21 protein-coding genes and 1 tRNA gene are annotated in these 20622 nt (G+C 74.5%); 7 read left to right on the forward strand and 15 right to left on the reverse strand.

Going from position 1 to position 20622, the window contains the following annotated elements; genetic code table 11:
• Positions 1 to 74: 74 nt before the first annotated feature.
• From IG05_RS0132855 to IG05_RS0132865, 3 genes are all read right to left on the reverse strand, one after another.
• Positions 75 to 680: a lytic polysaccharide monooxygenase auxiliary activity family 9 protein gene (locus IG05_RS0132855; protein ID WP_030347703.1), complete on the reverse strand. Its 606-nt coding sequence runs from the start codon at positions 678 to 680 to the stop codon at positions 75 to 77.
• Between the two features lie 125 nt (positions 681 to 805).
• Positions 806 to 1942, reverse strand: coding sequence for an SPFH domain-containing protein (locus IG05_RS0132860; protein ID WP_030347704.1), 1137 nt, complete (start codon positions 1940 to 1942; stop codon positions 806 to 808).
• A 74-nt stretch (positions 1943 to 2016) separates the two neighbouring features.
• Positions 2017 to 3294 (reverse strand): peptidoglycan-binding protein, encoded by a 1278-nt coding sequence (locus tag IG05_RS0132865; RefSeq protein ID WP_030347705.1) that lies wholly within the window; start codon positions 3292 to 3294, stop codon positions 2017 to 2019.
• 186 nt (positions 3295 to 3480) lie between these two features.
• Between IG05_RS0132865 and IG05_RS0132870 the strand changes: the two genes are divergently transcribed.
• Both IG05_RS0132870 and IG05_RS0132875 read left to right on the forward strand, forming a co-directional pair.
• Positions 3481 to 3554: transfer RNA gene (locus IG05_RS0132870), tRNA-Lys, on the forward strand.
• A gap of 76 nt (positions 3555 to 3630) precedes the next feature.
• Positions 3631 to 4320: a FadR/GntR family transcriptional regulator gene (locus tag IG05_RS0132875; RefSeq protein ID WP_030347706.1), complete on the forward strand. Its 690-nt coding sequence runs from the start codon at positions 3631 to 3633 to the stop codon at positions 4318 to 4320.
• Positions 4321 to 4431: 111 nt separating this feature from the next.
• Here IG05_RS0132875 and IG05_RS0132880 read toward each other — a convergent pair whose 3' ends face one another.
• The 5 genes from IG05_RS0132880 to IG05_RS0132900 all read right to left on the reverse strand — a co-directional run bounded on the left by IG05_RS0132880 (position 4432) and on the right by IG05_RS0132900 (position 9192).
• The gene (locus tag IG05_RS0132880) at positions 4432 to 5097 is read right to left on the reverse strand and encodes a class F sortase (RefSeq protein WP_030347707.1); all 666 of its coding nucleotides are present in this window, start codon (positions 5095 to 5097) and stop codon (positions 4432 to 4434) included.
• An 8-nt stretch (positions 5098 to 5105) separates the two neighbouring features.
• On the reverse strand, positions 5106 to 5666 hold the full coding sequence (locus IG05_RS0132885) for a hypothetical protein (RefSeq protein WP_030347708.1): 561 nt from the start codon (positions 5664 to 5666) through the stop codon (positions 5106 to 5108).
• Positions 5667 to 5787: 121 nt separating this feature from the next.
• Positions 5788 to 6567 carry an HAD-IIA family hydrolase gene (locus IG05_RS0132890; RefSeq protein WP_030347709.1) on the reverse strand — a complete coding sequence of 260 codons (780 nt, stop codon included), beginning with the start codon at positions 6565 to 6567 and terminating at the stop codon, positions 5788 to 5790.
• 291 nt (positions 6568 to 6858) lie between these two features.
• Positions 6859 to 7836 carry a hypothetical protein gene (locus IG05_RS0132895; protein ID WP_234336110.1) on the reverse strand — a complete coding sequence of 326 codons (978 nt, stop codon included), beginning with the start codon at positions 7834 to 7836 and terminating at the stop codon, positions 6859 to 6861.
• 123 nt (positions 7837 to 7959) lie between these two features.
• Positions 7960 to 9192 (reverse strand): ROK family transcriptional regulator, encoded by a 1233-nt coding sequence (locus IG05_RS0132900; RefSeq protein WP_420707645.1) that lies wholly within the window; start codon positions 9190 to 9192, stop codon positions 7960 to 7962.
• Between IG05_RS0132900 and IG05_RS0132905 the strand changes: the two genes are divergently transcribed.
• The 3 genes from IG05_RS0132905 to IG05_RS0132915 all read left to right on the forward strand — a co-directional run bounded on the left by IG05_RS0132905 (position 9191) and on the right by IG05_RS0132915 (position 11724).
• Positions 9191 to 10264, forward strand: a complete 1074-nt coding sequence (locus tag IG05_RS0132905) for a Gfo/Idh/MocA family oxidoreductase (protein ID WP_030347712.1) — start codon at positions 9191 to 9193, stop codon at positions 10262 to 10264. The genes IG05_RS0132900 and IG05_RS0132905 overlap by 2 nt on opposite strands.
• On the forward strand, positions 10264 to 10761 hold the full coding sequence (locus IG05_RS0132910) for a heme-degrading domain-containing protein (RefSeq protein ID WP_030347713.1): 498 nt from the start codon (positions 10264 to 10266) through the stop codon (positions 10759 to 10761). Before IG05_RS0132905 ends, IG05_RS0132910 begins: the two co-directional genes overlap by 1 nt.
• 96 nt (positions 10762 to 10857) lie before the next feature.
• The gene (locus tag IG05_RS0132915) at positions 10858 to 11724 is read left to right on the forward strand and encodes an LLM class F420-dependent oxidoreductase (RefSeq protein WP_030347714.1); all 867 of its coding nucleotides are present in this window, start codon (positions 10858 to 10860) and stop codon (positions 11722 to 11724) included.
• Positions 11725 to 11773: 49 nt separating this feature from the next.
• Here the strand turns inward: IG05_RS0132915 and IG05_RS0132920 are convergent, their stop codons facing one another.
• The 4 genes from IG05_RS0132920 to IG05_RS0132935 form a co-directional block, all read right to left on the reverse strand.
• Positions 11774 to 12631 (reverse strand): fumarylacetoacetate hydrolase family protein, encoded by an 858-nt coding sequence (locus IG05_RS0132920; RefSeq protein ID WP_030347715.1) that lies wholly within the window; start codon positions 12629 to 12631, stop codon positions 11774 to 11776.
• Positions 12632 to 12766: 135 nt separating this feature from the next.
• Positions 12767 to 13477, reverse strand: a complete 711-nt coding sequence (locus IG05_RS0132925) for a YidC/Oxa1 family membrane protein insertase (protein ID WP_030347716.1) — start codon at positions 13475 to 13477, stop codon at positions 12767 to 12769.
• Between the two features lie 97 nt (positions 13478 to 13574).
• Positions 13575 to 13898, reverse strand: a complete 324-nt coding sequence (locus tag IG05_RS0132930) for a DUF6412 domain-containing protein (protein WP_030347717.1) — start codon at positions 13896 to 13898, stop codon at positions 13575 to 13577.
• 74 nt (positions 13899 to 13972) lie between these two features.
• Positions 13973 to 14509: a winged helix-turn-helix transcriptional regulator gene (locus IG05_RS0132935; RefSeq protein ID WP_030347718.1), complete on the reverse strand. Its 537-nt coding sequence runs from the start codon at positions 14507 to 14509 to the stop codon at positions 13973 to 13975.
• Between the two features lie 147 nt (positions 14510 to 14656).
• On the opposite strand from IG05_RS0132935, the gene IG05_RS0132940 reads away from it, so the two are divergent.
• Positions 14657 to 16048: an MFS transporter gene (locus IG05_RS0132940; RefSeq protein ID WP_030347719.1), complete on the forward strand. Its 1392-nt coding sequence runs from the start codon at positions 14657 to 14659 to the stop codon at positions 16046 to 16048.
• A gap of 246 nt (positions 16049 to 16294) precedes the next feature.
• Here IG05_RS0132940 and IG05_RS0132945 read toward each other — a convergent pair whose 3' ends face one another.
• Positions 16295 to 17083 carry a class E sortase gene (locus IG05_RS0132945; RefSeq protein WP_030347720.1) on the reverse strand — a complete coding sequence of 263 codons (789 nt, stop codon included), beginning with the start codon at positions 17081 to 17083 and terminating at the stop codon, positions 16295 to 16297.
• 239 nt (positions 17084 to 17322) lie between these two features.
• On the opposite strand from IG05_RS0132945, the gene IG05_RS0132950 reads away from it, so the two are divergent.
• A complete protein-coding gene (locus tag IG05_RS0132950; RefSeq protein ID WP_030347721.1) occupies positions 17323 to 18795 on the forward strand; it encodes a glycoside hydrolase in 1473 nt (490 codons plus the stop codon).
• Between the two features lie 9 nt (positions 18796 to 18804).
• Here the strand turns inward: IG05_RS0132950 and IG05_RS0132955 are convergent, their stop codons facing one another.
• Positions 18805 to 19575, reverse strand: a complete 771-nt coding sequence (locus tag IG05_RS0132955) for a TIGR03943 family putative permease subunit (protein ID WP_234336114.1) — start codon at positions 19573 to 19575, stop codon at positions 18805 to 18807.
• Positions 19572 to 20588: a permease gene (locus IG05_RS0132960; protein WP_030347723.1), complete on the reverse strand. Its 1017-nt coding sequence runs from the start codon at positions 20586 to 20588 to the stop codon at positions 19572 to 19574. The genes IG05_RS0132955 and IG05_RS0132960 overlap by 4 nt, the downstream gene beginning before the upstream one ends.
• Positions 20589 to 20622 lie beyond the last annotated feature (34 nt).

Consider the following 20622-nt stretch of genomic DNA (forward strand, 5'->3'; position numbering starts at 1 on the left):
GCGGGAACCTACCCGGCGCGTGGGGCGCCGGGCCTCAAGGGAACCTCAGTTTCCGTCCCGTGGCGGAGCGGGGATCAGAAGGTGACGTCCGAGCAGGCGTAGAACGCGTTGCCCGTGTCGGCGATCGTCCACACCGCGAGGATGACGTGGTGCCCGCTCAGACCGCTCGGCAGGGTGCCGCTGTGGCTGAGGGTGGCCGGCGGGCGCTGGCCGTTGTAGGGCACCGTCAGGAACGGGGTGAGGTTGAGGTCCGAGCGGGAGAGGTTGTGGTTCTGGTTCCAGCCCGGCTTGGTGATGTAGTACTTGAAGTCCGTCGTGGCGTGCATGGCGGTGAACTGCCAGCGGAACGTGTACGACTGGCCGCCCGTCACCTTGGTGGTGGGCCAGGCCGCGCCGGACGGCGCCTTCGGCGAGCTGAGCGGGGCGAACTGGCTCAGGCCCGCGTTGCAGAGCTGGCCGTCGGCGGGCCCGCCGGCCGGGAAGCCCTTGGGGCCCTCGACGCTCTGCGGCTCCCACTGGATCTGGCCGCAGCCCGCGACGGTGCCGTTCTGGCAGAGCTTCTGCCTGCTGATGGGGAGGTCGGTGTAGCCGTGCCCGCTGGCGCCGCCGGTGGAGAGCGCGAAGGCTCCCGCGGTGACCGCGCCCAGCACGACGGCGGACAACTTGGTCTTGGTGCGCATGCTGCCGCTCCTGGAGAACGTGGGGAGTTCGGTGAGCCGTGCAGAGTAGGTCTAGACCAAGTCTCAGATTATTACCGCGAGTTGAACATGTCCATACCAATCGCGGGCCGTCTGTGCACCCGCCCCTACACCGGCTCCGCGCGCCCCGAGCAGAACGCCACCGTCAGGTCGCGGACCAGCACCTTGCGTTCGTAGTCGTCCAGTTCGACCAGGCCGCGCACGGTCAGCCGGGTCACCGTGTCCTCCACCGAGTCCACCACCGAGCTGAGCATGCTGGCCCGCTGCCGGGCGTCCAGCGCGGCGATCCGGCGCCGGTGCATCGCGGCGGCCACCTCGGGGGCGTAGTCCACCCGGACCGGCTGCACCGAGAACACCTCCACGCCGACCGGCGCGGTCTCCGTCGCCACCAGCCGGGTCAGCGCGTCCCCGGCCGCCGTCGTCCCGCCCCGCGTCCCGCCCGCCGGCTCCACCGGCACCCGGGCCAGCGCCGCCTCCACGCACTCGCGCAGATAGGTCTCGTGGTCGTCGATGCCGAGCAGGGCCCGCGCGGTGTCCCGCACCCGCCAGACCACCAGCACCACCACCCGCAGCGCCACCCCGTCGGGATCGGTCGCCGGCATCGACTCGCTGCGCCAGTGCCGCAGCCGCACGTCCACCCGGCGGCGCAGCACCAGCGGGTTCACCCACAGCAGCCCGGTGCGCCGGACCGTCCCCCGGTACCGCCCGAACAGGCCCAGCACCCACGCCCGGCCGGCCCGGCCCCGGGCCAGCCCGCCGAAGCCGAACGCCCCGAGCACCCCGGCCCCGGCGTACGCGGCCCAGTGCGCGGGACCGAGACCGGCGCCCGTGGACGCCGGCAGCCGCAGCGCCTCGGTGGCCAGCGGCGGCAGCAGCCCCGCCCACCAGGTGGTGGCCAGGCAGCCGGTGACCCCGCAGGCCCCGGCGAGCACTCCGGCCGCGCCGGGCAGCACCCGGGCCGGGCGTTCCGCCAGCTCCGGGTCGGTCTCCGGCAGCGGGCGCCTGCGCACCGGCACCGGGCGCCGCTGGCGCGGCTGTTCGCCGGTGCCCTGCCGGCGGGCCACCACGGCCGGCCGGAGGGGCACCTTCACCGGGTCGGGGTCGTCCCGGAACAGCAGGTGGACGGGGATCTCGGTGGTCACCTCGTTCTGGATCAGGCGGGCCGGCCGGACGGCGGGGCCGGCGGCCCCGCCGTCCGACCGTCCCTCGGATTCGGGCGGCGTGTGGGATGTGGTCGTACTCATGCGTGCTCCAGCCTCCGCGCCAGACGCGTCATGAACGGGAAAAGGGTTGGGGTGGGGGTGGGGGTGGGGCCCGGTCAGGCGAACAGGCGGCGCCAGGTCTCCGGTCCGGGGTAGCCGTCCGCCGCGCCGCCGCGCCAGCCCTGGGCGCGCTGGAAGGCCTCGACTGCCCGCCGGTCCGCCTCGCCCCAGTGCGGGCCGGGCCCGAGGCCGTAGAACCGGCCGAATCCCTTCTTCACCAGCTGGGCGCCGAGCCGGGTGATGTGGTCGTTGCTCCGGCCCGGCCGGAAGTACTGCCGTCCGGGGTAACCGGGGACCCCGTGCGAGGCGGGTCCGGTGGCCGTGACGTCCTTGCCCTGGCCCCCGGCCAGCAGGTCCCAGGTGCGCCGGCCGGGGATCCCGTCGGCGTCGGCGCCCGTCCAGCCCTGGGCGCGCTGGAAGGCCTGGGTGGCGCGCCGGTCGGCCTCGCCCCAGACCGGCCCCGGCCCCCGGGTGTACGAGGAGCGGGCGCCCCTGGCGATCAGCATCTCGCCGAGCAGGGTGACGTACTTGTTGCGGGCGCCGGGGCCGAAGTAGGCCGCGCCCGGGTAGGCCACCGCCGCCTTCCCGCCGGCCGCCGGGGCGGGAGTGGCCGCGGCCTTGGTGAGGCCCTTGTAGCGGTAGGGGACGTACTTGGTGACGTTGCTCCAGTAGGGGTAGGGCGTGGCCTGGCGGCGGGTGTGCGGGGGCGTCTGCTCGTAGACGGTGTAGTAGGTGTGCGTGTAGTCCGTCCAGCCGCCGAAGATCACGACATGGGAGCCTTTCTCGGGGTTGTCGGGGTTGTGGTAGAGCAGGATGTCGCCGGGTTGCAGCTCCTCCTTGGTGATCTTCACGCCGAACGCGCCGAGGCTGCCGGTCCACTCGTTGTTCGGCAGTCCCCAGGCCATGGAGACATAGCCGGAGCAGTCCTGCCGGTAACCGTCGGACCAGAAGGCGTACATGCTGTACGGCACCTGCGCGGCGACCCAGGTCTTGGCCCGGTTGATGATCGCCGTCCGGGTGGTGGCGGGGAGCGGGGCGGCCGGGGATCCCCCGGGCTTGCCCGCCGGGCCGTGCAGCGGGGCCTTGGTGCCCTGCGGGGTGTCGGGCTCGCCGTCGCCGGGCAGGGCCTGGCGGTGCGGGGAGTGGTCGGGGGTGAGGGCGGCGGCCTGGGGGACGGTGCCGAGTGCGGCGGACGCGGCGGCCACGACCACCACTCCGCGGGCCGCCGGACGGCTGCGGCCGGGCAGGGGACGGAGGGCCGGCCGCTCGTGGGCGCAGCCGGGACAGTCGCAGTCGCTCGCCGGGTCGATGTCCTCGAACACGGGAGCGGTCATGCGATCTGCCTCACATTCGGGGGTGGTTTGTCCGCGAGTGTGCACGTTGATCAGTTTCCCAACTGGGTACGGAACGCGCATTTTGACGATCCGAATGATGTACGCGGTCCTCCGGGCGGGTGCCCCGCCCCCTCCCGGTGGTCAGGAGCACCCCTGGAGGTCGGGTAGAGTTTTCCGTGTCAGCAGGCGCCGCTAGCTCAGTTGGTTAGAGCAGCTGACTCTTAATCAGCGGGTCCGGGGTTCGAGTCCCTGGCGGCGCACCGACCGGAAAGCCCCTCGCGCAAGCGGGGGGCTTTTCGTATGCCCTCCGCCCGAATGGCCGGATACCCTCTGGCCATGGCAGCCCGGGACCTTCAGGAGCGGATCAAGAAGCTGATCGTGGACCAGCGGCTGCCCTCGGGTGCCCCGCTGCCCACCGAGCCGGAGCTGATGCGGCTCCTAGGGGCGAGCCGGAACTCGGTGCGGGAGGCGCTGAAGGCGCTCCAGGCGATGGGCATCGTGGAGATCCGGCACGGGTTCGGGACGTACGTCGGCTCGATGTCGTTCGCGCCGATGATCGAGGGGCTGGCCTTCCGGACCGTCGCCGGCCACTACCGCGGCGAGGACTCCCTGCTCCAGCTGCTGGAGCTGCGCGAGGCCGTCGAGACCGGGCTGGTGTCCCGGCTGGCCGGGCGGCTGCCGGAGGCGGACCTGGTGGCGCTGGAGGCGCTCGTGGAGCGCATGGAGCGGGAGGCCGCCGAGGGCACCGGGCTCGCCGAGACCGACCGCGCCTTTCACGCCACGCTCTACCGGGGGCTGGACAACGTGCTGCTCGGCGAGGTGCTGGAGGCGTTCTGGGACGCCTTCCACCGGGTGCAGCAGGACCTCGTGGAGGTGGCGCAGGATCCGCGGGTCACCTGCCGCCAGCACCGGGAGATCCTGGACGCGGTGCGCTCCGGTGACTCCCCGCGCGCGGAACGGGCCATACGCGACCACTTCGGCAACGTCCGCACCCGGCTGTCCCCGGCGACGGCGGCCAAGGGCTGAACGGCCGGGAGCGGTCCCGGCCGGCGCGCGGGGCCGTGGGTCCGGTGCCGGCGCGGCGGGAGCGGCCGGGCGGGTTCCGGCCGGGCCCCGGGGGGTGCGGTGCGGCCCGGATCAGCCGGTGGTGCGGGTGAGGTACGCCGAGACGACGACGTTCGCCGTGTAGCTGCCGGCGGCGCGGTCGAAGGTGCCGCCGCAGGTGATCAGGCGCAGCTCGGCACGGCCGGGGACGCGCGGGCCGTAGGCCTGGTGGGCGTCGAAGGTGTCGCGGGGCAGGACGCGGACGTCGTCGACGGTGAACTCGGCCACCTTGCCGTCCGCGCGGAAGACCCGGACCGTCCCGCCGGGCTTGAGGGTGCTGAGCCGGTAGAAGACGGCGGGCCGCGTCGCGGTGTCGACGTGGCCCACCAGCAGGGCCGCACCGGCCGCGCCGGGCTCGGGACCGGCGCCGTACCAGCCGACCACGCCCGCCTGGTCGTACGGCGGCGGGTCCACCGCGCCACGGGCGTCCAGCCCGCGGGCCACCACCGGGGCCTGGACACCCAGCCGGGGGATGTCGACGCGCTGGGGCACCGCGCCGGCCAGGGGTTTCGCCGGGCGCGGCAGCCGGGCGGGGTCGGCGTCCCGGCCGATGGCGAGGACGTCACCGGTGGCCGGCCGGCCCGCGCCCGCGTCCGTCACCCCGCGTCCCCACAGCCACAGCCCGAACAGCAGCAGCGCCCAGGCCAGGCCGGTGACGAGCCGTCCGGTGCCGGTGGTGCGCCCGTCGTCGTCGGACACGGCGGCACTCAGCGGCAGTCGCGGCTCCGGCGGGCGCGCAGCCCGACGGCGACCGCGGCGATCCCGGCGAGCGCGAGGCCGGTCACCGCCTGCAGGGTGTCGGGGCCGGAACCGCTGGTGGCCACCGTGGCGAAGTGCGCGGTGCCGCCGCCGCCCGCGGGGACCGGCGCGATGGGCGAGGCGGTGCCGGCGGGCGGCTCGACGGGCTCTTCCTCGCGGCCGGTGCCACCCGCCTCCGTGACCGTGATCGTGCCGGTGCGCACGGAGCCGGCGCAGGTGACCTTCACGGTGTAGGGGCCGGGGGGCAGGGCGGAGCGGACCCGGGTCTCACCGGTCAGGCTGCCCTGGGCTCCGGTCAGCCGGGCGTCGCTGACGAAGGCGGACGAGGCGGCGGTGCCCTGCTCGCCGGTGCAGCCCCCGACCCGCAGGGTGATGTCGTCTCCCGGGGCCGGGACGGCGGGGGTCACGACGACGGATCCGCCGTCCGCCGCGTGGGCCACCGGGGCGGCCGCGGCGGACGCGGCCGCGGCGAGCAGTCCGGTGCAGAGAGTGAGGCGTAGTGAGCCCATCGTGAACCTCCAGTACCTGGAGACTCCCCCGGACCGGGCGCCCCCGCATCCTCAGGGGGCGCCCTGCTGCTCCGAACGGGTGACGCCCGGTCGGTTCCGGCCAGGCCGGAACCAGGCGGGCTCAGACCAGGTCGACCAGGTCCGCGATGGAGTCGACCACCTGGGACGGGCGGAAGGGGTAGCGGTCCACGTCGTCCGGCTGGGTCACGCCGCTCAGCACCAGGAACGTGCGCATCCCCGCCTCCAGGCCGGCGAGCACGTCGGTGTCCATGCGGTCGCCGATCATCGCCGAGGTCTCGGAGTGGGCGCCGATCGCGTTCAGCCCGGCCCGCATCATCAGCGGGTTCGGCTTGCCGACGAAGTACGGCTTCTTGCCGGTCGCCGCGGTGATCAGGGCGGCGACCGAGCCGGTGGCGGGCAGGTCGCCCTCGGTGGACGGGCCGACGTTGTCGGGGTTGGTGGCGATGAACCGGGCGCCGTTGTTGATGAGCCGGACGGCCTTGGTCAGGGCCTCGAAGGAGTACGTGCGGGTCTCGCCGAGGATCACGAAGTCGGGCTCGTGGTCGGTGAGGATGTAGCCGATGTCGTGCAGGGCGGTGGTCAGGCCGGCCTCGCCGATGACGTAGGCGGTGCCGCCGGGCCGCTGGTCGTCCAGGAACTGGGCGGTGGCCAGGGCCGAGGTCCAGATGTTCTCCACCGGCACGTCCAGACCCATCCGGCGCAGCCGGGCGTGCAGGTCACGGGCGGTGTAGATGGAGTTGTTGGTGAGCACCAGGAAGGGCCGCCCGGACTCGCGCAGCTTCTTCAGGAAGTCCTCGGCGCCCGGGATCGGGACACCCTCGTGGATCAGGACGCCGTCCATGTCGGTGAGCCATGACTCGATGGGCTTGCGGTCTGCCATGCTGTGCGTCTCCTGGCGTACGTACGGTCGGGGAGCGGGGGCGCCGGAACCACGGCGTACCGACGCCCCCAGCCTAGTCAGGAGGACCCGGTCCCGACCCCGGCGATCACACGCTCCTGGCGGAGCGGGGCCGATGGGCGCGGCGACGGGGCCGGCAGACGGACGGCGGAGAAGGCCGGGCCCGGCCCGGGCACGCACGCGAAGGACGGCGTACGTGCGCTCCGGGCGGCCCCGCTCACCACCGGTTCGGCGATGCCCCGGCTCCGCGGGCGGGGAGCCGGGGGAGCCGGGTCAGCGGCGGGTGCGGAGCAGGAGGTAGGCGCCGGCGCCCACGCCGAGGAGGGCGGCCAGGGCCGCGAGGAGGCCGTGGGCGAGGTCAGGACCGGTGCGGGCCAGCTCGCGCGCCCGCTCGCCGGCGTCCTCGGCCTCCCGCGCGAGGGCGAGCGAGGAGTCGTCCGGGGCGCCGGTGCCGGAGCCGGGGGGCGACGCGGTGCCGGAGGCGGGGGGCGACGCGGTGCCGGACGGGACGGCCGGCACTCCCCCGGTCTCCTGCGCGGTACCGGCCTCCTGCGAGGCACCGGCCTCCCGCACACCCTGCGTCTCCTGCGCGGCCCCGGTCTCCTGCGCTGCCTCCGCCTCCTGCACCTGCTCGGACGCCTCCGGCTCCGCGGTGTCCTGCTCGCCTTCCCGGCCGATCCCGAAGCGGTACGCGTTGGACTCCCCGACCCAGTCCCCGTCCTGGCCCCGCCGCTGTACGACGGCCGCGTTGGCGGTGACCTTGCCGGCCACGGCGTCGGAGGGGAGCGCCAGCCGGAGCCGGACGCTGACGGTCTTGCCCGGCGGCACGGTGAACCCCGGGAATCCGCTGCCGTCCAGCACCCCGACCAGTTCCTGCTCGTCGGTGGTCTCGAAGGTCACCGGCCGGGGCGTGGAGCCGTCGTAGAAGTCCAGCTGGGGCTGGTCCGGCCGCAGGGAGCGCTCGTCGTCGACGAGGACCACGACCGGGTGGATGCCGGCGCAGGTCCGGCGGGTGGTGTTGGTCAGGTCGATGTACCAGGTGCCGTACCCGCCGCCGGCCTCGTAGGAGCCGGGGCCGCCGCGGATGCGGGTGGCCAGCGGGAAGCTCCGCGTGTCGGCGGCGGCGCAGGAGGGGGGCGTCGTCGTGCCGGCGTGGGCGGTGTCCTGCGACAGAGGAGCGACGACGGGGACGACGGCCGCGGTGGCGACGGCCGCTGCGAGGCGGAGGGACGGGGACGCGCATAGTCGCATGAACACATGAGCATGCCGGGCGGGGCGGGGGGTGGGCGGTGCCGCGCGTCGTCACCGTGCGGGTCCGCGGTGGCTGATCGCGCGGTCCCCCGCGCCCCCTGCCCGGCTACGGCAAAGGGCCCGTCACGCGTCCCCCCGCCCGAACAGCGGTGCCAGCAGCAGCTGTGCCGCACCCTCGGCCACCACCCGCTCCCCCCGCGGAGCGACCCGTACCGGGACAGGGTCCTCGGCCGTGCCCTCGCGGTGAGCCCGCGCGCCCAGCACCTCGCTCACGCCGCGGACGTACGCCTCGGGCGCCCCGGCGACGGTCCGCCCGCCGAGCAGCACCGTGTCGATGTCCAGCAGGCCCACCAGGTTGCCGGCGGCGACCCCCAGGACACGCGCCGCCTCGGCCACCTCCCCCCGTGCCGCGGCCCCGAGGCACAGCACCTCCACACACCCCCGGTTCCCGCACTCGCACAGCGGCCCGTCCAGCTGGATCACCTGGTGCCCGAACTCGCCCGCCCCGGTGCGGACCCCCCGGTGCACGCTCCCGCCGATCACCAGTCCGGCCCCGAGCCCCGTACCGAGGTGCAGGTAGGCGAAGGATCCGCCGGCGGCGCCCTCCTCGCTCCCGACCGCCAGTCCGAGCGCCGCCGCGTTGGTGTCCTTGTCCACCGCCACCGGCAGCCCGAGCCGTTCCGCGAGCGCGTCCCGCAGCGGGAAGCCGTCCCACTCGGGGAACCCGGTGACCCGGTGCAGCACCCCGCGCGCGTGGTCCAGGGGCCCGGGCAGCGCGACCCCCACCCCCAGCAACGAGACAGCCCGGTCGAGCCCGCCCCCGGCCGGGGCACCGGCTCCCAGCCCCCCGGCCACTTCCCGCACCCCCGCGCACACCGCCCCCAGCACGGCCTCCGCGCCCGCCCCGAGATCCAGTTCCCCGCACCGCTCCGCCACCACGGTCCCGTCGAGGTCGACCAGCACCACCCGCAGTGCGTCGCGGTCCAGGTGCACCCCGACCGCGTGCCCCGCCTCCGGCACCAGCCGCAGTACGGTCCGCGGCTTGCCCCCGGTCGACGCCCGGCGGCCGGCCTCCGCGGCGAGCCCCTGCTCGCGCAGCCGTGCGGTGATCTTGCTGACGGCCTGCGGGGTCAGCCCGGTCCGCTCGGCGATCTCCAGCCGGCTGATGCCCTCGGCCCCGGCGTCCCGCAGCAGCCCCAGCACCAGCGCGGTGTTGTGGCTGCGCAGCACCCCGAGGTTCGCCCCCGCGGACACCCCACTGCCCGGCCCCGTCCCCGTCGTCGCACTCACCCTTTTCACACCTCCATTGTCCGCGCCGCTTGCACTTTCGCAACAGCGTTGCCAAAGTGGAGGCATGACTGTTACCCCTCTCCGCGTCGGCCTGATCGGCTACGGCCTCGCCGGCTCCGTCTTCCACGCCCCGCTGATCGCCGCCACCGAGGGCCTCGACCTGGACACCGTTGTCACCTCCCGCCCGGAGCGGCAGCAACAGGCCCGCGCCGAGTTCCCCGGGGTGCGACTGGCCGCGGGCGCCGAGGAGCTGTTCGCCCGCGCGGACGAGCTGGACCTGGTCGTCGTGGCCTCCCCGAACAAGACGCACGTCCCGCTGGCCACGGCCGCCCTGAAGGCCGGTCTGCCGGTGGTCGTGGACAAGCCGGTCGCCGGCAGCGCGGCCGAGGCCCGCGAGCTGGCCGCTCTCGCCGAGGAGCGCGGCCTGCTCCTGTCGGTCTTCCAGAACCGCAGGTGGGACAACGACTTCCGGACCCTGAGCCGCCTCCTCGCGGACGGCGAACTCGGCGACGCCTGGCGCTTCGAGTCCCGCTTCGAGCGCTGGCGCCCCCGGCCCAAGGGCGGCTGGCGCGAGTCGGGCGACCCCGCAGAGATCGGAGGTCTGCTCTACGACCTGGGCAGCCACGTCGTCGACCAGGCGCTGGTCCTCTTCGGCCCGGCCACCGAGGTCTACGCCGAGACGGACGTCCGCCGCCCCGGCGCCGAGACCGACGACGACACCTTCATCGCGCTCACCCACGCGAGCGGTGTCCGCTCCCACCTCTACGTCTCCGCCACGACCGCCCAGCTCGGCCCCCGTTTCCGGGTGCTGGGCTCCCGCGCGGGCTACGTCAAGTACGGTCTGGACCCCCAGGAGGCGGCCCTGCGCGAGGGCAGCCGTCCCGGTACCGTCGCCGACTGGGGCGCGGAGGACGAGTCCCTGTGGGGCCGTATCGGCTCCGGCGAGTCCCCGCTGTCCGGCGGCGGCACCCCGGTGCCGACCCTGCCGGGCGACTACCCCGCGTACTACGCGGCCGTCGCCGCCGCCCTGCGCGGCGCCGGCCCCAACCCGGTGACCGCCCTGGAGGCGGCCGCCGCGCTCGACGTACTGGAAGCGGCCCGCAGGTCCGCCCGAGACAAGGTGACGGTGACCCTCTGATGCAGCACTCGCGGCACACGCCCGAACTCACCCCGAGCCTGGAGGAGCTGGAGGACCAGGAACGTCGGCTGGTCTTCCAGCGGTTCACCCACGAGGACGCCTGGGCCCTCGGCTCCCTGCTGGTCGAGCTGGCCCGGGAGCGCCGACTGCCGGTCGCCATCGACATCCACCGCGCCGGCCAGCAGCTCTTCCACGCCGCCCTGCCGGGCTCCGCGCCGGAGCAGGACGCCTGGATCGTCCGCAAGCGCCGGGTGGTGGAGCGCTACCGCGCCGCCTCCTACCTGGTCGGCGCCCGATTCCGCGCCAAGGGCACGACCTTCGAGGAGGCCTCCCGCCTCGACCCCGACGAGTACGCCGCCCACGGCGGGTCCTTCCCGATCACGGTCGAGGGCGTGGGCGTGATCGGCGCGGTGACCGTCTCCGGGCTGCCCCAGCTCGAGGACCACCGGCTGGCGGTGGAGGGGCTGGAGAAGTTCCTCGGCCGTTCCACCGGCTGAGTGAACAGCGGGAATCACTGGGGTCCCCCCTCCGGTTGGCAGTGACGGAAGACGTGTTGATCACGGCATCGCCCACCACCGGAGGGATCACACCGAATGACCACCTCGCTGAAGGAGACCGTCGGCCGCCACGGCGTCTGGAGCATCGAGCTGCGCTCGGAGGACCCGGCCCGGCGCGGCGAACTGGACGAGGCCGCTGCCGAGTTGGAGGAACTCGGCTACGGCGCCCTCTGGCTGGGCGGCAACAGCACCGCCGACCACGCGGCCCCGCTCATCGGCGCGACGCGCCGCATCACCGTCGGCACCAGCATCCAGAGCATCTGGCAGCAGGACGCCGCCACCACCGCGGCCTCCTTCGCCGTGGTGGAGGCGGCCCACCCCGGCCGCTTCGCCCTGGGCCTCGGCGTGAGCCACGGCCCGCGGGTGGAGGGCTACCGCCGCCCGTACACGGCCATGACCGGCTACCTCGACGAGCTGGACAAGGCGGGCGTGCCCGCCGGCCGCCTCGTGCTCGCCGCGCTGGGCCCGAAGATGCTGGGCCTGGCCCGCGACCGCGCGGCCGGCGCGATCCCCTACCTGGTCACGCCGGAGCACACCGCGCAGGCCCGCGAGATCCTGGGCGAAGAGGCGCTGCTGGCGCCGGAGTTCAAGGTGGTCCTGGAGGCCGACCCGGCCCGTGCCCGGGAGACGGCCCGCGCCTACCTGGCCCGCTACCTCGAACTGCCCAACTACACCGACAACTTCCTCCGCCTGGGCTTCTCCGAGGACGACGTCGCGGACGGCGGCAGCGACCACCTCATCGACGCGGTCTTCGCCTGGGGCGACGAGACACGGATCCGCGAGCGCGTCACCGCCTTCCACGAGGCGGGCGCCGACCACGTCGCCCTCCAGGTGGTGACACCGGCCACCGGAACCACCCTCCCCCGGGAGGAATGGCGCCGGCTGGCTTCCCTGCTGGGGTGAGTCCGCCGCCCCGGGGGCGCGGGGCCGTGTCCGACACGCGCCCCGCTCCTCAGGCGTCCTTCAGTTCCTGCCGCTGCCGGCCGAGCCCCTCGATCTCCAGCTCGACCACGTCCCCGGCCCTCAGGTACGGCTTCGGCTCGGGCCGCCCCATGGCCACCCCCGCCGGCGTCCCCGTGCTGACGACGTCCCCGGGGTACAGCGTCATGAACCGGCTGAGGTACCGCACCACCTCGCCCACGGGGAAGATCTGCTCGGCCGTCGTACCGTCCTGCTCCAGCTCCCCGTTCACCCACAGCCGCAGCGCCAGCCGCTGCGGGTCCGGGACCTCGTCGGCCGTCACCAGCCACGGCCCCAGCGGGTTGAACGTCTCGCAGTTCTTGCCCTTGTCCCACGTGCCGCCGCGCTCGATCTGGTACTCCCGCTCGGAGACGTCGTGCGCCACCGCGTACCCGGCGACGTGCGCGAGGCCTTCCTCGGCGGAGTCCAGGTAGCGGGCCGTACGGCCGATGACGACCGCGAGTTCGACCTCCCAGTCGGTCTTCACCGAGCCGCGCGGCACCAGCACCGTGTCGTACGGCCCGACGACCGTGTCCGGCGCCTTGAGGAAGACCACCGGCTCCGGTGGCGGCGCGGCACCGATCTCGCGGGCGTGGTCGTGGTAGTTGAGCCCGATGCACACGATCTTGCCGATGCGGCCGAGCGGGGGGCCGATCCGCAGCCCGGCCGCGTCCAGCGCGGGCAGTGCGCCGGACTCGGCCGCCGCCCGCACCCGGTCGAGCGCGGTGTCGTCGGCGAGGAGCGCGCCGTCGATGTCGTCCACGAGGCCCGACAGGTCCCGGAGGGTCCCCTGGGCGTCGAGCAGCGCGGGGCGCTCGGCCCCTGCCGTACCGACTCGCAGCAGCTTCATGGTCACAATCTCCCTCGATCGCGGGCGCCCGCCGGTGGGTGCAGCCATCGGAGGACTGGACGATCCTCCAATTGCGCGGTCCAGTCCGCAAGACCCTGTTCACGTACTGGACCGTAACGGGAGGGACGGCACCTTTCAGCGGGACAGCAGGGCCTGTTCCGCCGCGCTCCAGGCGGTGCTGGTGACGACGTACAGCGCGGCGGCGAGCGGGACGACCGCCACGGTGACGAGGGTGAAGAAGGACAGGTACGGGGTGACCCGGGTGACCGCGGCGAGACCGGGCACCTGGTCGCCTGCGGCGGCCGGGGCGGGCTGCTCGGCGATCGTCCGCCGGGCGCGCCGGAAGTTGACGGCGGCGACGGCCGCGACGACGGCGAAGAGACCGAGGTAGACGACTCCGGCCGGGCCGAACACCCCGCCGTCCGTCAGCGCGTCCGCCCAGCGTCCGCCGAGCGGTGCCGCGAGCAGCCGGTGGCCGAGCAGGGCGTTGCCCTCGCCGCCGATCGTGGAGCTGGAGAAGAGGTGGTAGAGCAGGAAGAAGGCGGGCAGCTGGAGCAGGCTGGGCAGGCAGCCGGAGAGCGGTGAGACCTTCTCCTCGGCGTGCAGTTCCAGCACCGCCTGCTGGAGCCGCTGCGGATCGCCGGCGTGCCGCTCGCGCAGTGCGGTGATTCTCGGCTGGAGCGCGGCGCGGGCCCGCCGGCCGCGGGCGGCGGCCCGGGACAGCGGGTGGACGAGGAGCCGTACGAGCGCGGTGAACAGGACGATCGCGGCGGCTGCCGCGGAGGCGTGGAAGAGCGGGGTGAGCAGGTCGGCCAAGTGCTCGACCAGATGAGCGAAAACGGACATGGGTGAGCCCTCCGGGGGTCTCGTCGTGCCGAAAGAAGCGGAGAACGGCAGGACGACCCGCGCGAGGTCACGTACGGGAGAGGTGCGAGGACGTGCCCTACGCGGCGGTCGCCGGACCGGCGTGTCCGGGTGCTCGGGGCCGCCGCCGGCCGGGCGCGTCGGGATCGCGCTGGGGCAGGAACGCCGTACGGCGGGCCCGGTCGCGTATCGCGGTGCGGACGCGGGTGGGCGGTACGGCGGGCACGCTGCGCGCGGCCAGCAGGGCGCAGGCGGCGAGCGCGGTGGCCACGGTGGCGGTCGCGGCGAGGGCGACGGCGGTGCTGAGGCCGCCGGCACCGAGGAGCGCGGCCTGGAGCAGCAGCAGCTGCGCCAGGAGCAGCAGGAGGGCGACGGGGCGCGCGACGGCGACACGGCCGGCCATCAGCACTCCCCCTTCGCATGACTGCCTGTCGTATGACTGCCTGTCGTACGACTGTGTGTCACATGATCACGTGATCAGTGTGCCAGGTGCACCGGATCGGTCTCCAGGGGTTCCAGCAGCCGCTTCGGCCGCAGCAGCGCCCTGCTGACCGGATCCGCCGGGGCGGGGTCCAGATCCGGCCCCGGCACCATGACAACGTCGGCGACCGGCACGAGAGTTCCGCACGCCGCGCAGGTTCCCTGCTCGATGTCCCCGCCGCAGTCCGCGTGCCGGAAGGTGCGCAGCCGGACGGCGTCGACGTTGTCGCGGCCCCAGCGGCCGAGGGCGCGCAGCACGGGCCAGAGGGCGGCGCCGCGCTCGGTGACGACGTACTCGTCCCGGGGCGGCGACTCCTGGTACCGGCGCTTTTCGAGGATGCCCTCCTCGGTGAGCATCCGGAGCCGGGCGGACAGGACGGCGCGCGGGATCCCGAGGTGGACGAGGAAGTCGTTGTAGCGCCGGACGCCGTAGATCGCGTCGCGGACGACGAGCAGCGTCCAGCGCTCGCCCACGACCTCCAGCGCGCGGGCGATGGAGCACTCCTGCGTCACGTAGTCCTTGCCCAGTGCCATGCCCTCCACTGTAACCACCTGCCGGACACGGGTTCAATGAACGAACCCGTGGTGCTACGGTGGCGGTGAGCGGTCGATTCAGTGACCGAACCGAATGCGGCAGACCCCGGTGGACAGGGCCGGGGCCCCGGAAGGACAGGACAGGCCATGACCCGGCTCGACTCCGCCACCACCCCCGCGCCCGTACGCGGTGCCACCCCCCGGGACACCCCGGTACGCCCCCGCGCCACTCTCGCCCTGACCAGCGCGGCCACCGCCGTGGCCCTCATGACCTACACGGCCCCGATGGTCACGCTGCCGGACACCGCGGCCGCCCTGCACACCCCGCTCTCCGCCCAGGCCTGGCTGCTCAACGGCGCCCCCCTCGGCCTCGCCGCCCTCCTCCTGGTGGCCGGCAGCCTCGCCGACGACCACGGCCGGCGCCGGATCTTCCTCTCCGGCACACTGGCCCTCGGCCTCACCACCGCCCTCGGCGCCTTCACCACGTCCACCTGGCAGTTCACCCTGGCGCGCATCGCCCAGGGCGCGGCCAGCGCCGCCCTGCTGGCCAGCGCCCTCGGCCTGATCGTGCACGCCTTCCCCAGCCCGCGCGGCCGGCTGCACGCCACCGGCGTGTGGGGCGCCTTCGTCAGCGGCGGCATCGCCGCGGGCCCGCTGCTCACGGGCTCGCTGCCGAGCTGGCGGGCGGGCTACCTCGTGCTGGGCGCCGCCGCCCTCGTCGTGGCCGCGCTCGGCACCCGGGCACTGACCGAATCACGCGTTCCGCGCGGCGGCCGGCCCGACGTGCTCGGCGCGCTCACCTTCGGCCTGGCGCTGGTGGCCCTGGTCGCGGCCCTGACCCTGGGCCGGGACGGCTGGCTGCGCGCCCCCGTCGCCGTGCTGTTGGCGGCGGCCGTCGCGCTGGTCGCCGTGTTCGCCGTGGTGGAACGCCGGACCGCCACCCCGATGATCGACCTCACCCTGCTGCGGCACGCCCCCTTCCTGGCCTCCTCCGCGGGCGGCCTGTTCACCGGCCTGGCCGTGATCGGCCTGTTCAGCTTCCTGCCCGCGCTGCTCCAGCAGGCGCTCGGGCTGTCCCCGCTGGCCACGGCCTGGCTGTTCCTGCTCTGGTCCGGACTGAGCTTCGCCGTGGCCCTCCAGGTCAAGCACCTGGCCGGCCGGGTCGCCCCGCGCGCCCAGCTCGCCCTCGGCTTCGCCCTGCACACGATCGCCATGGTGACGATGCTCGGCGCCATCGGCTCCGGCTCCTGGTCCCGCCTGCTGCCCGGTCTGATCGTCGGCGGCATCGGCAGCGGACTGCTCAACGGCGCGCTGCCGCTGCTCGCCGTCGAGGCGGTGCCGCCCCAGCGGGCCGCGATGGGCTCCGGCGCCCAGCAGACCTTCCGCTACATCGGCTCCTGCGCCGGCGTGGCCCTGACCATCGCCATCGCCACCTCGGCCGACGGCCCGGCCCGCGGCGCGAACCTCGCACTGCTGGTGTCGGCGGGGCTGGCGGTGGCGGGCGCGGTGAGCGTGCTGGCGCTGCGGGAACGGGCGTAGGGAGCCTGCACGGTGAGCGTGCCGGGGCTGGGGGGACGGCCGTAGGAAGCCCGCGCGGTGAGCGTGCCGGGGTTGCCGGGAGGGGGCGTGAGCAGCCCTCGCGGTGAGCATGCTGACGCTGCGGGGGACGGCCGTAGGAAGCCCGCGCGGTGAGCGTGCCGGGGCTATGGGGACGGCCGTAGGAAGCCCGCGCGGTGAGCGTGCCGGGGCTGCGGGAAGGGGCGTGAGGGGCGCCGGGCCGGTGGTTCACCTGGGCCGCACGGACACCAGCCGGGCCCACACCACCAGCCGGTACCGGGAGGTGAACTCGGGGGTGCAGGTGGTGAGGGTGAGGTAGTGGCCGGGCTCGTGGTAGCCGTACCCGGGCCGGACCAGCGAGCGCGGGACGGGCCGGACGACCCCCGAGTCCAGCGCCGACGTGCGCGGCAGGATCCGGTCGACGGCGTAGGTGTACGTCGCCGTCCGCGTCTCCACCTCGACGGCGTCCCCCCGCCGCAGCCGGGGCAGGTACCGGAAGGGCTCGCCGTGCGTGTTCCGGTGCCCGGCGAGCGCGAAGTTCCCGGACTGGCCCGGCTGCTGGGTGCCGCGGTAGTGACCGACGTACCCCTTGTCCAGCACGTCCGCCCTGCCGACGCCCTCGGCGACGGGGACGCGCAGGTGCAGCCGGGGGATGGTGAGCACCGCGTACGCCTGGGACCGCCGGGGCGCGGTCACGGGGGTGGACGAGGGCCGCGGCGCGCGGGAGGTAGCGGGGGCGGCGGGCTCGGGGGCCGGGGTCGTACCGGGACCGCCGGGGGCGGCGCCGGGGCCGGCCGTCGTGGCGCTGCCCCACTCCCTCTCCAGCGCAGCCACCTCGCGTGCGGCCCCGCGCCGCGCCTCCCGGTCGGTCCACCACAGCTGGTGCACGACCAGCAGCAGGAGGACCAGCCCCGCCGTCACCAGCACCTCGCCCCCGCTCCACAGCGCCCGCCTGCGCCGGGCGCTCCTGCGCCGATCGCTGTGCCGTACGACCCGCACGCCCGCCGCAGTCCGCATCCGCGCCCACCTCCACCGGAGCCGCCCGCACGATAGGCGCGGCGCCCTCAACTGGCCAGGGACAGAAGGGCACCGAGCCGGGCACCGGCTTCCTCAACGGGTTTGAGAAAGGGCCGTCACAACTCTCGACAACGCCGTCCGGCACCCCCGATGCTTCCTGTTGGCATGCCGGGGGGGACGAGACGGCGCCGCGTCCGGGACGCGGCGCCGGAGCCGCACGGAGAGGCAGCGAACGACCCATGATCCGACGCAGAACACTGCTGGCCGCCGCGGGCGGCGGACTCCTCGGCGGCACGCTCGCCACGGGCACCGCCCGGGCCGACGCGACGATCGCCGTCAACCCGTCGGCCACGTACGGCACCTGGGAAGGCTGGGGCACTTCCCTGGCATGGTGGGCGAACGTCTTCGGCACCCGGGACGACTTCGCCGACATCTTCTTCACGACCAGGAACACGGCGTACAACGGCACCACGCTGCCCGGCCTCGGCCTCAACATCGCCCGCTACAACCTGGGCGCGTGCAGCCGCAACAGCGTCGGCGGCGAGTCGATGGCCGTCTCCCCGAACATCCCCTCCTTCAAGCAGATCGAGGGCTACTGGCAGGACTGGACGAACGAGGACCCGGCCTCCGCGGCCTGGAAGTGGACGGCGGACGCCACCCAGCGGGCCATGCTGGTGAAGGCCGCCCAGCGCGGCGCGATCACCGAACTCTTCGCCAACTCGCCCATGTGGTGGATGTGTTCCAACCACAACCCGTCCGGCGCGGCCGACGGCGGCAACAACCTCCAGTCCTGGAACCAGCGCCGGCACGCCGCCCACCTCGCCGCGGTCGCCCTGTACGCGAAGCAGCACTGGGGCGTGGACTTCGCGACCGTCGAGGCCTTCAACGAACCCTCCTCCTCCTGGTGGACGGCGACCGGCACCCAGGAGGGCTGCCACATCGACGCGAGCGTGCAAGCGGCCGTACTGCCGTACCTGCGCGGCGAACTCGACAAGCGCGGGCTGACCGGCACGAGGATCGCCGCGTCCGACGAGACCGGCTACGACCTGGCCCGCACCACCTGGAACTCCTTCTCCGCCACCGCCAAGGGCTACGTGGACCGGGTCAACGTGCACGGCTACCAGGGCTCAGGCGGCCGCAGGGACCTGCTGTACACGGACGTGGTGACGACCGCCCGCAAGTCCTTGTGGAACTCGGAGACCGGCGACGGCGACGCCACCGGCCTGACCACCGCGAGCAACCTGCTCTACGACTTCCGCTGGCTGCACCCGACGGCCTGGGTGTACTGGCAGGTGATGGACCCCAGCGCCGGCTGGGCGGCGATCGCGTACGACCCGGACACGCTCCAGCCGGGCGCGGTCCAGACGAAGTACTACGTCCTGGCCCAGTTCACCCGCCACATCCGGCCCGGCATGACGATCCTGGACACCGGCGTGAGCTACGCGGTCGCGGCCCTGGACCGGCCGGCGAAACGGCTCGTGATCGTCGCCGCGAACACCGCCGCCTCCGCCCAGACCCTGACCTTCGACCTCTCCCGCTTCTCCGCCGCCGGCGGCGGCCCGGGCGGCCTGGTCCCCCGCTGGACCACGGTCACCACCGGCGGCGACCGCTACACCGCCCGCTCCGACACCTACCTGAACGGCAGGTCGGTGTCCGTGCCCTTCGCGGCCAAGTCGGTGCAGACCCTCCAGATCGACGGCGTCACCGCCTGACGCGCCGGCTCAGCCCAGCGGCAGGGCGTCCTGGTAGCCGTTCGCCGGCCGGGGCACCTTCGTGACGGTACGGGCGTCCAGCGCGACCGCCGCCGAGCCGGTGCCCAGGGTCCCGCCCGGGTGCCAGGTCCCGGTGACCGTCACCCACGTGTCGGCGGGCAGGGCGGGCCCGCCGTGGATCCGCACCTTCACCGACTGGGCGTCGGCGGCACAGCAGTTGAGGATGATCCGGGTCAGGTCCCAGCTCCCGCCGTGCCCGGGGGTGACGAACCCGGTCATCCGGACCGTGCGCCCCTTGACGGCCTGTCCCCGGTCCTGCCGCACCCGGCTGGTGAAGTCGGACAGGGTCATGGGCAGCGGCGAGGTGCGCGGCAGCGGGTCGAAGGCGCTGTCGTGGACGACGGCCTTCGCCGGCTGCCGGGCGGCGGTGTAGGCGCCGAGGGCGGGCGGGGCGTAGAGAAGCAGGCTGAGGGCGGGCAGCAGGAGCAGCCAGGAGACGCGGGGCACACCGGAGTGGCCGTGGTGGTGCCCCCCGGTCCCCTCCCCCCGGTCGTGGTGGTGCTCCCCAGCCCCCTCCCCCCGGTCGAGGACGGCGCTCGCGACGCCCAGCAGGAGCAGGACCGCGCCGGAGGCGATGAGCAGGGGCCGCATGCCCTCCTTGACGTAGCGCAGGCAGAGGTCGGTGAAGAGCGAGACGTGCAGCAGCCCGAGCCCGCACAGGACGAGCAGCCCCGCCTTGAGCGGACGGTACGGGCCCGGGTTCCCACCGGCAGTTTTCACAGCAGCCCCCATCCGGTCAGCGCGCTGCACGCGACGGCGACGACGACGGTGGCGGCGGAGAACCGCACCGCGAACGCCCGCCCGAAGGTCCCCGCCTGCAAGGCGATCAGCTTGAGGTCGACCATGGGCCCCACCACCATGAACGCCAGCCGCGCGGCCGGCGGGAACCCGGTCAGCGAGGCGGCCAGGAAGGCGTCGGCCTCGGAGCACACCGCGAGCAGCACGGCGAGCCCGGCGAGGAACAGCACGGACAGCCAGGGCGCCCCGGCGAACGTGTCCAGCACCGAGCGCGGGACGGCGACGTTGAAGGTGGCCGCGGCGATCGCGCCGAGCACCAGGAAGCCGCCGGCGTGCAGGAAGTCGTGCTGGAACCCGCGCCGGAACTCGTCCAGGCGGCTGTGCCCCGGCCGGTGCCCGGTGTGCCGTACGACGGGCTTCAGCCACTCGGCCCGGCCGAACCGGAGCCACAGCCACCCCATCACCAGGGCGGTGGCGAGGGAGGCGAGCAGCCGGGCCAGCACCATGGCGGGGTCGCCGGGGAACGCGATCGCGGTGGCGGTGAGCACGACGGGGTTGACGGCGGGCGCCGACAGCAGGAACGCGAAGGCGGCGGCCGGCGGCACCCCGCGCCCGATCAGACTGCCCGCGACCGGCACGGAGGCGCACTCGCACCCCGGCAGGACGACCCCGGCGACCCCGGCCACGGGCACGGCGAGCACGGGCCGGCGGGGCAGGATCCGGTGGAACACGCCCTCCGGCACGAAGGCGTTGATCGCCCCGGACAGGGCCGTACCGAGCAGGAGGAACGGCAGCGCCTGCACGGTCACGGCCAGACACACGGTCCGCCAGGCCTGCACGGCCGGGGCGTCCCCCCAGCGCCCGAGCAGGAAGAGGACCGTACCGGGGACGACGGCGGCGCCGACGAGGAGGAGCGGCCAGTGCCGGGGCGGCTCGCGCCCCTCGTCCGCGGCGGTCACCGGATCGTCCGCGACCAGCGCACCCGTCTTCTGCATGCCGGCTCCGCCCCGTAGCTGTCGGCACCGAAGA

It is taken from the genome of Streptomyces sp. NRRL S-1022, assembly GCF_000720135.1.
In the GTDB taxonomy this organism is placed as follows: Bacteria; Actinomycetota; Actinomycetes; order Streptomycetales; family Streptomycetaceae; genus Streptomyces.

Coding starts and splice junctions, on each gene's coding strand:
- IG05_RS0132875 (WP_030347706.1), top strand. CDS start 3,631: ATGGCAGCCCGGGACCTTCAGGAGCGGATCAAGAAGCTGATCGTGGAC.
- IG05_RS0132890 (WP_030347709.1), bottom strand. CDS start 6,567: ATGGCAGACCGCAAGCCCATCGAGTCATGGCTCACCGACATGGACGGC.
- IG05_RS0132960 (WP_030347723.1), bottom strand. CDS start 20,588: ATGCAGAAGACGGGTGCGCTGGTCGCGGACGATCCGGTGACCGCCGCG.
- IG05_RS0132885 (WP_030347708.1), bottom strand. CDS start 5,666: ATGGGCTCACTACGCCTCACTCTCTGCACCGGACTGCTCGCCGCGGCC.
- IG05_RS0132865 (WP_030347705.1), bottom strand. CDS start 3,294: ATGACCGCTCCCGTGTTCGAGGACATCGACCCGGCGAGCGACTGCGAC.
- IG05_RS0132915 (WP_030347714.1), top strand. CDS start 10,858: ATGACCACCTCGCTGAAGGAGACCGTCGGCCGCCACGGCGTCTGGAGC.
- IG05_RS0132855 (WP_030347703.1), bottom strand. CDS start 680: ATGCGCACCAAGACCAAGTTGTCCGCCGTCGTGCTGGGCGCGGTCACC.
- IG05_RS0132895 (WP_234336110.1), bottom strand. CDS start 7,836: ATGCGACTATGCGCGTCCCCGTCCCTCCGCCTCGCAGCGGCCGTCGCC.
- IG05_RS0132900 (WP_420707645.1), bottom strand. CDS start 9,192: ATGCCTCCACTTTGGCAACGCTGTTGCGAAAGTGCAAGCGGCGCGGAC.
- IG05_RS0132925 (WP_030347716.1), bottom strand. CDS start 13,477: ATGTCCGTTTTCGCTCATCTGGTCGAGCACTTGGCCGACCTGCTCACC.
- IG05_RS0132920 (WP_030347715.1), bottom strand. CDS start 12,631: ATGAAGCTGCTGCGAGTCGGTACGGCAGGGGCCGAGCGCCCCGCGCTG.
- IG05_RS0132910 (WP_030347713.1), top strand. CDS start 10,264: ATGCAGCACTCGCGGCACACGCCCGAACTCACCCCGAGCCTGGAGGAG.
- IG05_RS0132905 (WP_030347712.1), top strand. CDS start 9,191: ATGACTGTTACCCCTCTCCGCGTCGGCCTGATCGGCTACGGCCTCGCC.
- IG05_RS0132945 (WP_030347720.1), bottom strand. CDS start 17,083: ATGCGGACTGCGGCGGGCGTGCGGGTCGTACGGCACAGCGATCGGCGC.
- IG05_RS0132940 (WP_030347719.1), top strand. CDS start 14,657: ATGACCCGGCTCGACTCCGCCACCACCCCCGCGCCCGTACGCGGTGCC.
- IG05_RS0132950 (WP_030347721.1), top strand. CDS start 17,323: ATGATCCGACGCAGAACACTGCTGGCCGCCGCGGGCGGCGGACTCCTC.
- IG05_RS0132930 (WP_030347717.1), bottom strand. CDS start 13,898: ATGGCCGGCCGTGTCGCCGTCGCGCGCCCCGTCGCCCTCCTGCTGCTC.
- IG05_RS0132860 (WP_030347704.1), bottom strand. CDS start 1,942: ATGAGTACGACCACATCCCACACGCCGCCCGAATCCGAGGGACGGTCG.
- IG05_RS0132935 (WP_030347718.1), bottom strand. CDS start 14,509: ATGGCACTGGGCAAGGACTACGTGACGCAGGAGTGCTCCATCGCCCGC.